Origin of the sequence: Metapseudomonas phytobenefica (assembly GCF_043392685.1) — a bacterium.
GTDB lineage: Bacteria > Pseudomonadota > Gammaproteobacteria > Pseudomonadales > Pseudomonadaceae > Metapseudomonas.
On sequence record NZ_JBHZGM010000001.1, the window covers coordinates 373,569 to 386,892 of the forward strand.

General features: G+C 65.9%; 11 protein-coding genes. 2 read left to right on the forward strand and 9 right to left on the reverse strand.

What is annotated here, in order from left to right:
- Positions 1-11: 11 nt before the first annotated feature.
- Positions 12-284 (forward strand): HPr family phosphocarrier protein, encoded by a 273-nt coding sequence (locus ACFW0B_RS01750; RefSeq protein ID WP_449146228.1) that lies wholly within the window; start codon positions 12-14, stop codon positions 282-284.
- Positions 285-350: 66 nt separating this feature from the next.
- On the opposite strand, the gene pmbA is transcribed toward ACFW0B_RS01750, so the two are convergent.
- Positions 351-1,697: a metalloprotease PmbA gene (pmbA, locus tag ACFW0B_RS01755; protein ID WP_449146229.1), complete on the reverse strand. Its 1,347-nt coding sequence runs from the start codon at positions 1,695-1,697 to the stop codon at positions 351-353.
- Between the two features lie 144 nt (positions 1,698-1,841).
- Between pmbA and yjgA the strand changes: the two genes are divergently transcribed.
- Entirely contained in the window at positions 1,842-2,363 is a 522-nt protein-coding gene (yjgA, locus tag ACFW0B_RS01760) for a ribosome biogenesis factor YjgA (RefSeq protein ID WP_449146230.1), read from the forward strand.
- Positions 2,364-2,381: 18 nt separating this feature from the next.
- Here yjgA and tldD read toward each other — a convergent pair whose 3' ends face one another.
- From tldD to mreB, 8 genes are read right to left on the reverse strand one after another with little or no spacing between them, the layout of a single operon-like run.
- The gene (gene tldD / locus ACFW0B_RS01765) at positions 2,382-3,824 is read right to left on the reverse strand and encodes a metalloprotease TldD (RefSeq protein WP_449146231.1); all 1,443 of its coding nucleotides are present in this window, start codon (positions 3,822-3,824) and stop codon (positions 2,382-2,384) included.
- Complete coding sequence (locus ACFW0B_RS01770) at positions 3,821-4,675, reverse strand: carbon-nitrogen hydrolase family protein (protein ID WP_449146232.1); 855 nt, start codon at positions 4,673-4,675, stop codon at positions 3,821-3,823. Before ACFW0B_RS01770 ends, tldD begins: the two co-directional genes overlap by 4 nt.
- A 56-nt stretch (positions 4,676-4,731) precedes the next feature.
- A complete protein-coding gene (locus ACFW0B_RS01775; RefSeq protein ID WP_449146233.1) occupies positions 4,732-8,550 on the reverse strand; it encodes a YhdP family protein in 3,819 nt (1,272 codons plus the stop codon).
- A gap of 8 nt (positions 8,551-8,558) precedes the next feature.
- Positions 8,559-10,016 carry a ribonuclease G gene (rng, locus tag ACFW0B_RS01780; protein WP_449146234.1) on the reverse strand — a complete coding sequence of 486 codons (1,458 nt, stop codon included), beginning with the start codon at positions 10,014-10,016 and terminating at the stop codon, positions 8,559-8,561.
- Between the two features lie 8 nt (positions 10,017-10,024).
- Positions 10,025-10,615, reverse strand: coding sequence for a Maf family protein (locus tag ACFW0B_RS01785; RefSeq protein WP_449146235.1), 591 nt, complete (start codon positions 10,613-10,615; stop codon positions 10,025-10,027).
- Positions 10,616-10,666: 51 nt separating this feature from the next.
- Positions 10,667-11,155 carry a rod shape-determining protein MreD gene (gene mreD / locus ACFW0B_RS01790; protein ID WP_449146236.1) on the reverse strand — a complete coding sequence of 163 codons (489 nt, stop codon included), beginning with the start codon at positions 11,153-11,155 and terminating at the stop codon, positions 10,667-10,669.
- Positions 11,155-12,195 (reverse strand): rod shape-determining protein MreC, encoded by a 1,041-nt coding sequence (gene mreC / locus ACFW0B_RS01795; protein WP_449146299.1) that lies wholly within the window; start codon positions 12,193-12,195, stop codon positions 11,155-11,157. The genes mreD and mreC overlap by 1 nt, the downstream gene beginning before the upstream one ends.
- 33 nt (positions 12,196-12,228) lie before the next feature.
- Entirely contained in the window at positions 12,229-13,266 is a 1,038-nt protein-coding gene (gene mreB, locus ACFW0B_RS01800) for a rod shape-determining protein MreB (protein ID WP_103102876.1), read from the reverse strand.
- Between the last annotated feature and the right edge of the window lie 58 nt (positions 13,267-13,324).

The following is a 13,324-nucleotide window of genomic DNA, read 5'->3' on the forward strand; positions in this document are numbered from 1 at the left end:
TTGGAAACGCGATGCCCGCCTGTGAGATCACCATCATCAACAAGCTCGGCCTGCACGCCCGGGCGGCGGCGAAGTTCGTCGGGGTAGCCGGCCGCTTTCCCTGCCAGATCCGCGTGGGCCGTTCTCCCGAGAACCTGGTGGACGGCAAGAGCATCATGGCCGTGATGATGCTGGCCGCCGGCAAGGGCACGCCCATCCACCTGCACACTGAGGGCGAACAGGACGACGATGCCCTGAATGCCTTGATCGAGCTGATCAACAACAAGTTCGACGAAGGTGAATGAGCGTCATCCGCTCCAATGAAAAACGCGCCCATCGGGGCGCGTTTTTCATTCTGGCAACAGGCTGCCTCAGCTACCGGCCACCGTCATCTTCTCGATGAGCACCGAGCCGGTGCGGATGTTGCCGCGCAGTTCCAAGTCGCTGCCCACGGCGAGGATCTGACGGAACATGTCCTTGAGATTGCCGGCGATGGTCACTTCCTGGACCGGGAACTGGATTTCGCCGTTCTCCACCCAGTAACCGGCGGCACCGCGCGAATAGTCCCCGGTCACCATGTTCAGCCCCTGCCCCATCAGCTCGGTCACCAGCAGGCCGCGGCCCATGCGCCGCAGCAACGCAGCCTGGTCTTCCTGTCCGTGGCTGACGAAAAGGTTGTGCACGCCGCCGGCGTTGGCCGTGCTGGGCAGCCCCAGCTTGCGTCCGGAGTAGGTGCCGAGGATGTAGGAAACCAGTTCGCCTTTCTCGACGAAGGGCTTGGCGTAGGTCGCCAGGCCGTCGTTGTCGAAGGCCGCACTGGCCATGGCGCGCGGGATATGCGGGCGCTCGTCGATGGATAGCCACTCGGGGAACAGCCGCTGGCCCAGGGCGCCTTCGAGGAAGGAGGACTTGCGGTACAGGTTGCCGCCGGAAATGGCGCCGAGGAAGCTGCCGAACAGTCCGGTCGCAAGCTCTGCGGCGAACAGCACCGGCACTTCGCAGGTGGGTACCGGCCGCGCGCCCAGGCGAGCCGCGGTGCGCTCGGCGGCGCGGCGACCGATGCTGACCGGATCGGCGAGCTGGCTGCCAATGCGGTTGACGTCGTACCAGTAGTCACGCTGCATCTGCCCCTGCGCCTCGGCGATCATCACGCAGCTCAGGCTGTGGCGGGTGCTGGCGTAGCCGCCGACGAAGCCGTGGCTGTTGCCATAAACGCGGCAACCCTGATGGGTATTGAGGGTGGTGCCGTCCGCCTTGCTGACGCGCTTATCGGTCTCGAAAGCCGCCGTCTCGCAGATCAGCGCCTGCTCCACGGCCTGCTCGGGAGTGATCGACCAGGGATGGTAGAGGTCAAGGTCCGGCAGGTCGCGGGCCATCAGGGCCGCGTCGGCAAGTCCGGCGCACTCGTCCTCGGAAGCATGTTTCGCGATGGCCAGGGCCGCAGCCACGGTTTCGCGAATCGCATCCTCGCCGCTCGCCGAGGTACTGGCCGAGCCTTTGCGCTGGCCGACATACAGGGTGATGCCAAAGCCCTGATCGCGGTTGAATTCGACTGTTTCCACCTCGCCCTGGCGAACACTGGTGGACAATCCCTGCTCCACTGAAACAGCCACCTCACAAGCACTGGCGCCCTGGCGCCGGGCTTCGGCGAGGATGCGTTCGACCCGCGCCTGCAATTCCGGCAATGCTTCCGGGCCGACCACTTCTACTTCACTCATAGCCACTCCAGTTCAAAAATTCCTCGACGCGGCGGACGCAACCGGGCGCCTTGCCGCACGTACCGCGCTCCGGCGGCGCCAGCCGGGCCGGACAAGGCGGCCCCGACTGGTTATCATGGCGGCGTTTCCAACTGGACCACCCCCATGTCTGAATTCTTCGACGACGACTTCTCCGGAGAGAAGAGCAAATCCCAGGTCAAACGCGAGCTGCATGCCCTGCAGGAGCTCGGTGAACGCCTGACCACCCTCAAGGCCGACGTGCTGGCCAAGCTGCCGTTGACCGACGCCCTGCAAAAGGCCCTGGCCGAAGCGCCGAAGCACAAGGCTCACGTCGCCCGCAAACGGCACATCCAGTACATCGGCAAGCTCATGCGCGAACAGGACGTCGAGGCCATCGTCAGCCTGATCGACCAGCTCGACAGCTCCACCCGCGAGTACAACGAGCGTTTCCACGCCCTGGAACGCTGGCGTGACCGCCTGATCGAGGGTGGCGATGCCGCCCTGGAGAGCTTCGTCGCCGACTACCCGGATACCGACCGCCAGCACCTGCGCGGCCTGATCCGTCATGCCCAGCACGAAGCGGCCCACAACAAACCGCCGGCCGCCGCGCGCAAGGTGTTCAAATACATCCGCGAGCTGGACGAGTCCAAACGCGGCTTGCGCTGATCTTTCCGGGGGCCGCCATCAGGCCCCCGTCCCGCCTACGGTAATCGCGTCGATCTTCAGGGTCGGCTGACCCACGCCCACCGGCACCGACTGACCGTCCTTGCCACAGGTACCCACGCCGCTATCCAGCGCCAGGTCATTGCCGACCATGGACACCCGGCTCATGGCCTCGGGACCGTTGCCGATCAGGGTCGCGCCCTTCACCGGGGCGGTGATCCTGCCGTTCTCGATCAGGTACGCCTCGCTGGTGGAGAAGACGAACTTGCCGCTGGTGATGTCCACCTGGCCGCCGCCGAGATTCGCGCAGTAGATGCCGCGTTCCACCGACGCGATGATCTCCTGCGGGTCGCTCTTGCCGGCCAGCATGTAGGTGTTGGTCATGCGCGGCATCGGCAGGTGTGCATAGGACTCGCGGCGACCGTTGCCGGTGCGCGCCACCTTCATCAGGCGCGCATTGAGCTTGTCCTGCATGTAACCCTTGAGCACGCCACTCTCGATCAGCGTGGTGCACTGGGTCGGGGTGCCTTCATCGTCGACGCTGAGGGAACCGCGGCGGTAAGCCAGGGTACCGTCGTCGACGATGGTGCAGAGGCTGGAGGCCACGCGCTCGCCGATACGACCGCTGTAAGCCGAGCTGCCCTTGCGGTTGAAGTCGCCTTCCAGGCCATGGCCCACGGCTTCGTGCAGCAGCACGCCGGACCAGCCCGCGCCCATCACCACCGGCAGGGTGCCGGCCGGCGCGGGAATGGCTTCCAGATTGACCAGAGCCTGGCGCAACGCCTCACGGGCGTAGCCCATGGCGCGGTCTTCCTGAAGGAAGTAACGGTAGTCGGTACGTCCACCACCGCCGTGCCCACCGCGCTCACGGCGGCCATTCTGTTCGACGATGACGCTGACGTTGAAGCGCACCAGCGGGCGGACATCGGCACCCAGGCTGCCATCACTGGCGGCGATCAGGATGCGCTCCCAGACGCCAGCCATGCTCACGGTGACCTGCTTGATGCGCGGGTCCAGCGCGCGGGTGGCGGCATCGACCTGCTTCAGCAGCTCGACCTTTTCGGCGCGGCTGATCACATCCAGCGGATTGCCGGAGTCGTAGAGGCGAGTGATCTGCGGACTGGCGAATGCCTGCACCCGGCCTTCCTGCCCCGCCCGGGAAATCGAACGCGCCGCCCGTGCCGCCTGGCGCAGGGCATCGGCGGTGATGGCATTGCTGTAGGCGAAACCGGTCTTCTCGCCGGACTGGGCACGCACGCCCACGCCCTGGTCGAGGTTGAAGCTGCCTTCCTTGACGATGCCGTCCTCCAGCACCCAGGACTCGGAAATCTGCCCCTGGAAATAGAGGTCGGCAGCATCGATGCCAGGACCGGCCAACTCGCCGAGGATCTCCGGCAACTGCTCGATACTGAGGTCACCGGGCGCCAGCAGATGCTCGCTGACGGACAACAAGAGGTCGCTCATAACTTCTCCGTACGCGCCGGCCCGGGAACGGCCGGCGTCATGAATCTTCTGTGGGTGCTCACGGGCATGCGCTGGCGGATGGCCGCCTGTTCCTCGGCGTCACGCCGGGCGAGCAATACGGCCTCACCCTTTGGCTGCTCGGCCAGCACCCGCCCCCAGGGATCGACAATGGCCGAATGGCCGAAGGTTTCGCGCGGACCGGGATGGACCCCGCCCTGCCCCGCCGCCAGCAGGTAGCACTGGGTTTCGATGGCGCGGGCACGCACCAGCACCTGCCAGTGGGCCGCTCCGGTAACGGCAGTGAAGGCCGATGGCGCGCTGATCAGCTCGGCGCCGGCTTCACGCAGGGCGCCATAGAGTTCGGGAAAGCGCAGGTCATAACAGACGGTCAGGCCGAGGCGACCCACCGGGGTGTCAGCCACCACTACCTGGGTACCGTGGGCGTAATCGTCCGACTCGCGGTAGCGACCGCGCGCGTCGGCCACGTCCACATCGAACAGATGGATCTTGTCGTAGCGCGCGGCCCGTTCGCCGTGCTCATCGATCAGCAGGGAGCAGGCGTTGGCCTTATCCGCCGGCCGGCCATCAGGCGGCAGTGGCAGGGTGCCAGCCACTATCCACAGTTTCAGGTCGCGGGCTGTCTGGCGCAGCCAGGGCAGGATGGGCCCCCGGCCTTCGGCTTCGGCACGCCCGAGATCGGCCAGGTCGCAACGACCCATGGCCGCAAAGTTCTCCGGCAGCACCGCCAGGCGGGCGCCGCCTTCAGCGGCCTGCTCCAGCAAGCGACGGGCATCGGCGAGGTTGGCCAGGAGATCGTCCTGGCTGACCATCTGAATCACGGCAAGCGACATCTAAATCTCCGCACAAGGCATGGGATGCATGCTAACCCAAGCTGCGAAAGCTCGCTTCAACGAGGTTTTTCAAACGGCTTGTCGAAGGTGATCTTGGGGTTTTTCCACGAACCTTCAACCTTGTATTGCACGCTGGCGAAGCGCGCCACCTTGTCGCCCAGCAGCTTGTCGACCACGAACAGCGCGCCACCGATGGCGGGCGCCCCGACGATCAGCGCCGCCAGGGGCAGGTTGTTGGTAACCGGCAGGGTCACCAGCAGCTTGGCGTCGATGCGATCGGCGGCAAGGTCCAGGGTGCCGTCCAGCTCCAGGCCGCTGGACGGACCTTCGAGGGTGATGGGCTTGCGCGTGACGAAGCGCCCATCGCTCCCCACCAGCAACCCCTTGACCCGGTCGTAGGCCAGCCCCTTGCCCAGCAGGTCGGAGAAGTCCAGACGCAAGCGACGACCGATGGAGTTGAAGTTGAGCAGGCCGAACACCCGCAGGGCCTGGGCGCTGCCCTCCACTTCGACGAACTGGCCATTGCGCAGGCTGGCGTCCAGGGAACCGGAGTAACGCTTGAGGCTGACCCAGGCCGGCGATCCGGGCCAGCGCCCGTCGGCGTCCAGGCGGAAGCGCTCGCTGGTGGCTGACGGTGCGAAGTTCCAGGCCTTGAGCACATCCGCCAGGTTCTTGCCTTCCATCCGTCCCTTGTACCAGGAGGCACTGCTTTCTGCGCTGCCTTCCCAGCCGGCCGAACCGGTGATCCTCAGGCCCCGCAGATCGAGATCCAGTTCGCTGAAGCCCAGCCCCCTGGTATTGGGCCGGGCCTTGAAGGACCAGGCCCCCAGCGGCGAATTACCCAGCACGACCTGATCGATACGCACGTCCAGCGCCGGTACCTGGCGCGGGTCGACCCCCGCCAGCGGATCGGGCTTGGCATCGGCTTCGGCTTCATTCTGCGGGGGTTCGGGCAGGCGCACCTGCTTCAAACGGATGGAGATGGGTGCGCCCTTGGCATCGGCCAGCGCCACGGTGCCCTGCATCAGGGCGCTGTCCAGGCCGAGGTTCCAGCCGTTGGAGGAGCGCTCCAGGTTCACCTTGAGATCCTCCAGGTTCAAGCCGAAGCCCCGGAACTGGCCAATTTCCAGGTTGGCGCTGCGCAGCAAGCGAGCCTTGTCGGCGCCATCCTTGGGTGCATATTGCCTGGCCAGTGCCAGCCAGGGCGTCGTATCCAGTTCCGAGACGCGGCCACGGACACGCAGGCCCTTGCTTCCCGGCAAGCTGGCCGCACCGCCGCCCAGCACAAGGTCACCACGCGCCTCTTCCAGTTTGCCCACGGGGGCCGCCAGGGCCAGGCGGGCCAACCCGGCGTAGTCGAGCCAGTAGCGCCGCTCGTCGCCGTCGAGGGTCATGCGCCAGCTGGTATCGCGGCTGTCGGCAGCTGTCTTGCCGAAGGGAGCCGGCAGATCGATAGCCAGCCCCTTGAGGCTGGAGTCGATGCGCAGCTGGCTGTCCTTGCCATCCAGGATCAGGTCAAGGCTGTACGGCAGGGAGCCCGACGCGGGCAGCGGCTGGGTGACGCCAAGCCAGGTGACAAGGTCTTTCAGGGCAATGCTGCCGTTGGCCAGGATGCGCGAACGGGCCTTGCCCTTGCTGCCTTCGGCCTGCGCCCTGGCACGAACCTCCCGCCCGAAGGCCTGGCCGCGAATGTCCTGGGCGCTCAGCCCCTTGTCGGTGTCATAGCGGAAGGAGCCCTTGAGCTGGCTGAGGGCCAGCTCCGGGCGCGCGATCTTCAGTTGCGCATCGCGGGTAGCGAGATCCACCACCACGTGGGGCGCATCGCCCTTTTCCAGCGGAATGTCCAGTTTCAGGCTGCCATCCAGGGTGCCCTGCCCCTGCCAGCCGGCGAAGATGCTGGCCGTGTCCATCGGCGCTTCCTGGAGGATCTTCAGACCGTCGGTGAAGCTGCTATCCAGCCTGGCTTCCAGCTGCAGGCGCGGTATCTCCCCAGGCTCCACATGGGGAACCTCGGCCTCGGCGTCACTCACCCGGCTGTCGAGAATGCGCCCGTCCGGCACCCTGATCCGCACGCCCGTATCCTCGATGAACACGTCGCCACGCGCCTCGCGCAGCGCCGGCCAGCCGGGCTGATAGTCCAGCTCGGCGTCGCGTACCTTGAAGAACAGGCTGATGGAACGGGCGGACGGCTCAGCACCCTGGGCCAGCGAGCCCTGATACTGGAAGAAGCCTTCATCCACCGCGCCGCCCTTGATGGCGTCCTTGAGCCAGCTGGACAACGCCGGGCTCATCCCCGGCGAAAGGGTGGGCAGGTACTTCTCGGTGTATCGGGCATCGCCGTCGCGCAGGCCGACGCGCAGGTCCATGTAGTCCTCCGCCTCGGGGTCGCGCATCAGCCGGATCAGCATGTCGCCGGCGATGCTGCCCTCCTCGCCTTCCAGTCGCATATAGGGGCTGGCCAGGGTGAAGGCGCTGTCGTCCAGGCTCCAGGTCAGCCGTGCATGGGCTTCGCGGTAGTGCCAGACCTTGGGGAAAAGATGGTCGAGGTGCAGGGCGAAGTCGTTCGAATCCAGGAGCAGTTCACCCTGCTGCAAGTCGCCCACCAGGCTGCCGCTGACATTCTCGGCCGCCGGCGCGCCGTGGTACGCGTTGAAGCCGACGTCATCCAGGTTGCTGCTGAACACCAGGCTCCCGGCGCCGTCCTGCCGGGGGCGGTAGTGCAGGCTCAGGTTGCGCAGGGCGCCCCTGGGCTTGAGGCCGGCCAGCGTGGCGGCGGCCTGCTCGGGCAGCGGCACCAGGGCATCGACCACCGGCAGCAGGGGCGCGACATCGAGACGATCGGCACTCAGGGACCATTCGGGTTGCTCGCCCGCCTTGTGGTCGAGCCGCAGATTGGCCTCACCCCAACGCTGCTTGCCGATATCGGCAGCCAGGGAGTCAAGCAGGATCTGGAAACCTTCGTCGGTACGGGTGAAATAGGCATTGAGCCCAAGGTTGCCGAGGGTCACGGCCTTGCGCTTGGCATAGGCCGCGCGCGCCTCGGGCACATTCAGCCTGGCCACCGCACGCTGCAGGCCACCCTTGGCCCACTCACCCCAGAGTTCGCCACCGGCCTGCAGGCGCTGCAGGTGCCACTCGCGCGTCAGGCTGGCGGGCAACCAGCGCGCCCAGTCGGTCTGCGGCAGGCTCAGATAGAGTTCGGCGTCCCCCTGCAGCCAGGCCTCGGTATCGAGTCGGGTGCGCAGCCGCAGGGCCAGAGGTTGTCCATCCGGCAAAGAGAGACGGCCGTCCAGCCGCTGACGGCTGCCAGCGGCTTTAAGGCCGAGGCTGATCGCTTCGAGGTGGCTAGGTTCCTGCCCGCGGGGCGCCAGGGTCAGTCGGCTGTTCAGCACCGATACATGACCGACCTGCCGCAGCAAGTCGCGCAACTGGCGGGGGCCGGGCAACGGCTTGTCGGATCCGCTGGCGAAGCCTTGCAGATGCCATTTGCCGGCTTCGTCCTGGTTCAGGGTCAGCTGCACGCCGTCGAGTTCCAGGCGCGCGATGCGCGCTTGCCGAGCCATCAGGCTGCCCAGCACATCGGGCACTACGCGGATCTGCTCCAGACGCAAGGCAGCGTCTCCCTCCCCCAGGCGCACATCATGGGCGACCAGCAGCGGCGAAAACCCGTGCCAGCGCCCTTCCAGGGCACCGATCTGCAACGGTTGCCCCAGCGCGGCGCTGGCCTTTTCCTCGGCCTCGCCCCGGTACTCGGCCACCAGGGGCACGAGCTCGCGCCCCAGGCTGACGTAGAGGGCGGCCAGCACCAGGAACAGGGCGCAAAGCCCCAGCGACCAGCGCAGGATGCGCATCAACCAGCGGGCGAAGGCTTCCACTCGGGACCTCAGAGCAGGACGACGTCGTACTGTTCCTGGGAATACATGGTTTCCACCTGGAACTTGATCGGCCGCCCGATGAAGGCTTCCAGATCGGCGACGTTGCCCGACTCTTCATCCAGCAGCCGGTCCACGACCTTCTGGTTGGCCAGCACCAGATAGCCTTCCGCCTGATAGGCCCGCGCTTCGCGCAGGATCTCGCGGAAGATTTCGTAGCAGATGGTTTCCGCAGTCTTCAGCAGGCCGCGTCCCTGGCAGCACGAGCAGGGCTCGCAGAGCACCTGGATCAGGCTTTCGCGGGTGCGCTTGCGGGTCATCTGCACCAGGCCAAGTTCGGTGATGCCGATGATGTTGGTCTTGGCGTGGTCGCGTTCCAGCTGTTTTTCCAGGGTGCGCAATACCTGGCGCTGGTGTTCTTCATCTTCCATGTCGATGAAGTCGATGATGATGATCCCGCCCAGGTTGCGCAGGCGCAGCTGGCGGGCAATGGCGGTGGCCGCCTCGAGGTTGGTCTTGAAGATGGTCTCTTCGAGGGTGCGGTGACCGACGAACGCGCCGGTGTTCACATCGATGGTGGTCATCGCCTCGGTCGGGTCGATGATCAGATAGCCGCCGGATTTAAGCAGCACCTTGCGCTCCAGGGCCTTCTGGATCTCGTCCTCGACGCCGTAAAGGTCGAAGATCGGCCGCTCGCCGGGGTAGTGCTCCAGGCGGTCGGCGATTTCCGGCATCAGCTCGTCGACGAACTGCGTGACCTTCTGGAAGGTTTCGCGCGAATCGATACGGATCTTCTCGATGCGCGGGTTGACCAGGTCACGAAGGGTACGCAGGGCCAGGCTGAGGTCTTCGTAGATGACCGAGGGCGACGGCGCGGTCTGCATCTGCGCGGAAATCTGCTCCCAGAGGCGGCGCAGGTAACGGATGTCCACCAGGATCTCGTCGGCGCGGGCACCGTCCGCCGCGGTACGCAGGATGAAGCCGCCGGCCTCCTCGATGCCTTCGGCGGCGATGCAGTCGGCCACCACCTGCTTGAGGCGGTCGCGCTCGGCCTCGTCCTCGATCTTCAGGGAAATGCCCACATGGCTGGTGCGCGGCATGTACACCAGGTAGCGCGAAGGGATCGACAACTGCGTGGTCAGGCGTGCGCCCTTGCTGCCGATGGGGTCCTTGGTGACCTGCACCACCAGGCTCTGGCCTTCATGCACCAGGGCGCTGATGCTCTCGACGGCGCTGCCCTCGCGGGTGCTGATTTCCGAGGCATGGATGAAGGCGGCACGGTCCAGCCCGATGTCGACGAAGGCCGCCTGCATCCCCGGCAGTACCCGCACGACCTTGCCCTTGTAGATGTTGCCGACGATGCCGCGCCGCTGCGTGCGTTCGACATGCACCTCCTGCAGCACACCGTTTTCCACCACCGCCACGCGCGATTCCATCGGCGTGATATTGATCAGAATCTCTTCGCTCATGCCGTGACCTATCCCAGGTGCTGCCAACAAGGAATGCCGAACCCGGCGAGCAATTCCGCCGTTTCCAGCAGCGGCAATCCCACTACCGCTGAATAACTGCCTTCGAGGCGGCTGACGAATACCGCACCCAGCCCCTGAATAGCGTAGCTGCCAGCCTTGTCCGCGGGCTCGCCGCTGGCCCAGTAGGCTTCCAATTCGGCTCGGGAAATGGCGCGGAAGCGCACCCGGCTGGCGACAACGCGCGATTCGCAGCGACTCGCATCGGCCAGGGCAACGGCGGTAAGCACCTCGTGCTCGCGGCCGGAAAGCATTTCCAGGGTCGCCAGGGCATCGTCACGATCGACCGGTTTGCCGAGGATGCGGCCATCCAGCACCACGGCCGTATCGGCGCCCAGCACGCAGGCATCAGCAGGCGTGCTCAGACTGGCGAGCCCGGCCAGGGCCTTTTCACGGGCCAGGCGCTCGACATAAGCGACGGCAGTCTCGCCGGGCAGGACGGTTTCTTCGATGGAGGCGATCAGGGTGATATGGGGGACGCCGATCTGCGCCAGCAGCTCGCGCCGGCGCGGCGACCCCGAAGCCAGGTACAGCATGGCCATGCGGACTTCTCCCTGTCGAGGACAGAGGCTTGCGACATGGCCGCAAGCCGATCAGTTAACGTTGAGGCGGCGGCTCGTACCGCGCAGGGCGGCGTATACCCAGGGCCAGAGCAGCGCGCTGACCAGCGCGGGCAACAGGAAGACCAGGGTCGGGGGACGATTACCGGTGAGGGCATTGAGCCACAGCTGCACCAGCTGGGCCAGACCGAAAACCACGAGCAGTACAAGACATTGCTGCCACATGGGGAACATGCGCAGGCGCTGGTGAAGGGTCAGCACCAGGAAGGTGATCAGGGCGAGGATCAGGGCGTTCTGCCCAAGCAGCGTGCCGTAGAGCACATCTTCGGCCAGACCCAGCACCCAGGCGGTGGTCATGCCCACCCGGTGCGGCAGGGCGAGGGTCCAGTAGGTGAGGAAGAGCGCCGGCCACAGCGGTCGGCCGATTTCCATGAAGCTGGGGAGTGGCCCGACGCTGAGCACCAGGGCCAGGATCAGGCTGACCCAGATGACCCAGCCGTTGTTGGAGTGCAGGCCGGCCATCAGTGACTCTCCTGGGAATTCTGCGCCGCCGGGGCCGGAGCAGCGGGCGCCGGAGCCGGAGCGGCTGCAGGTGCGGCGACAGGCGCCGCGGAAGGGTTCGCGGCTGCGGGCGCGGCCTGGGCCCCACCAGTGGCTTGGCCCTCGGCGGGCTGTGCAGCGGCCTCGCGGTCGGCAGCTTCCTGGGCCTTGGCGGCGTCGTTAGCGCGCTCCTCGGGGCTGCGGGTATCGCTGAACACCAGGAGCATGTAGCGGCTGCGATTCAGCGCGGCGGTGGGCACCGCGCGCACGATGGCGAAGGGCTGGCCGGAGTCGTGGATGACTTCCTTGACGGTGGCCACCGGATAGCCGGCCGGGAAGCGCTGGCCAAGACCGGAGCTCACCAGCAGGTCGCCTTCCTTTATATCGGCGGTGTCGGCCACGTGGCGCAGTTCGAGCCGCTCGGGGTTGCCGGTGCCGCTGGCGATGGCCCGCAGGCCGTTGCGGTTCACCTGCACAGGAATGCTGTGGGTCGTGTCGGTCAGCAGCAGGACACGGGCCGTGTAGGGCATCACTTCCACCACCTGCCCCATCAGGCCACGGGCGTCGAGCACCGGCTGCCCCAGGAACACGCCATCCTTTTCGCCCTTGTCGATCAGGATGCGGTGGGTGAAGGGGTTGGGATCGACGCCGATCAGCTCGCTAACCAGCACCTTCTCATCCACCAGGGCAGAAGAATTGAGCAGCTCGCGCAGGCGCACGTTCTGCTCGGTCAGGGTCGCCAGTTTCTGCAGGCGGCGCTGCATCAGCAGGGCCTCGGCCTTGAGTTTCTCGTTCTCGGCGATCAGGGTACTGCGGCTGGTGAACTGGTCGCTGACGCCATCCCAGACGCGCACCGGCAGGTCAGCCAGCCAGTAGAAAGGCGTGAGCACCAGCCCCATCTGGCTGCGCATGGGCTTCAAGGTGTCGAATCGGGCATCGACCACCATCAGCGCAGCCGAAAGCACGGCGAACACCAGCAGGCGCACGCCGAGCGAAGGTCCCTTGGCAAATAGCGGCTTGATGGCCCGCTCCTATGGCTGCGACGCTCTCCAACCTCACTCGGTGGAGAGCAGATCCATCGCGTGACGGTCCATCATCTCCAGGGCACGGCCGCCACCACGGGCGACGCAGGTCAGCGGGTCTTCGGCGACGATCACCGGCAGGCCGGTTTCCTGGGCCAGGAGCTTGTCCAGGTCGCGCAGCAGCGCGCCACCGCCGGTCAGCACCAGGCCGCGCTCGGCGATGTCCGAAGCCAGTTCCGGCGGGGACTGTTCCAGGGCGCTCTTCACCGCCTGGACGATGGTCGCCAGGGACTCCTGCAGGGCTTCCAGCACTTCATTGGAGTTCAGGGTGAAGCTGCGCGGTACGCCTTCGGCCAGGTTACGGCCGCGAACGTCGATCTCGCGGATTTCGCCACCCGGGTAGGCGGTGCCGATTTCCTGCTTGATGCGCTCGGCGGTGGATTCACCGATCAGGCTGCCGTAGTTGCGGCGCACATAGGTCACGATGGATTCGTCGAAACGATCGCCGCCCACACGCACGGACTCGGCGTAGACCACGCCGTTCAGGGAGATCAGGGCGATTTCGGTGGTACCGCCACCGATGTCCACGACCATGGAGCCGCGGGCTTCTTCCACCGGCAGGCCGGCGCCGATGGCAGCAGCCATGGGCTCTTCGATCAGGAAGACTTCGCGGGCGCCGGCGCCCAGGGCGGATTCACGGATGGCGCGGCGTTCCACCTGGGTGGATTTGCACGGTACGCAGATCAGCACGCGCGGGCTGGGCTGCAGGAAGCTGTTTTCGTGAACCTTGTTGATGAAGTACTGCAGCATCTTCTCGCAGACGCTGAAATCGGCGATCACACCATCCTTCATCGGACGAATGGCGGAAATGTTGCCAGGAGTACGGCCCAGCATGCGCTTGGCTTCGGTACCTACGGCTACCACGCTCTTCTGATTGCCATGGTTACGAATGGCGACCACGGAGGGCTCGTTGAGGACGATACCGCGCTCGCGCACATAAATAAGGGTATTGGCAGTGCCCAGGTCGATCGACAGATCGCTGGAAAACATGCCACGCAGTTTCTTGAACATGGGAGAGGGACCCTAGGCAACGCGTGGGTAAAAAAGTGCGGCAAACTCTAACAACGAC

Bases quoted from the DNA above. Each gene is read 5' to 3' on its own strand.
- ACFW0B_RS01750 (WP_449146228.1), top strand. From the start codon at position 12: ATGCCCGCCTGTGAGATCACCATCATCAACAAGCTCGGCCTGCACGCC.
- pmbA (WP_449146229.1), bottom strand. From the start codon at position 1,697: ATGAGTGAAGTAGAAGTGGTCGGCCCGGAAGCATTGCCGGAATTGCAG.
- yjgA (WP_449146230.1), top strand. From the start codon at position 1,842: ATGTCTGAATTCTTCGACGACGACTTCTCCGGAGAGAAGAGCAAATCC.
- tldD (WP_449146231.1), bottom strand. From the start codon at position 3,824: ATGAGCGACCTCTTGTTGTCCGTCAGCGAGCATCTGCTGGCGCCCGGT.
- ACFW0B_RS01770 (WP_449146232.1), bottom strand. From the start codon at position 4,675: ATGTCGCTTGCCGTGATTCAGATGGTCAGCCAGGACGATCTCCTGGCC.
- rng (WP_449146234.1), bottom strand. From the start codon at position 10,016: ATGAGCGAAGAGATTCTGATCAATATCACGCCGATGGAATCGCGCGTG.
- ACFW0B_RS01785 (WP_449146235.1), bottom strand. From the start codon at position 10,615: ATGGCCATGCTGTACCTGGCTTCGGGGTCGCCGCGCCGGCGCGAGCTG.
- mreD (WP_449146236.1), bottom strand. From the start codon at position 11,155: ATGGCCGGCCTGCACTCCAACAACGGCTGGGTCATCTGGGTCAGCCTG.
- mreB (WP_103102876.1), bottom strand. From the start codon at position 13,266: ATGTTCAAGAAACTGCGTGGCATGTTTTCCAGCGATCTGTCGATCGAC.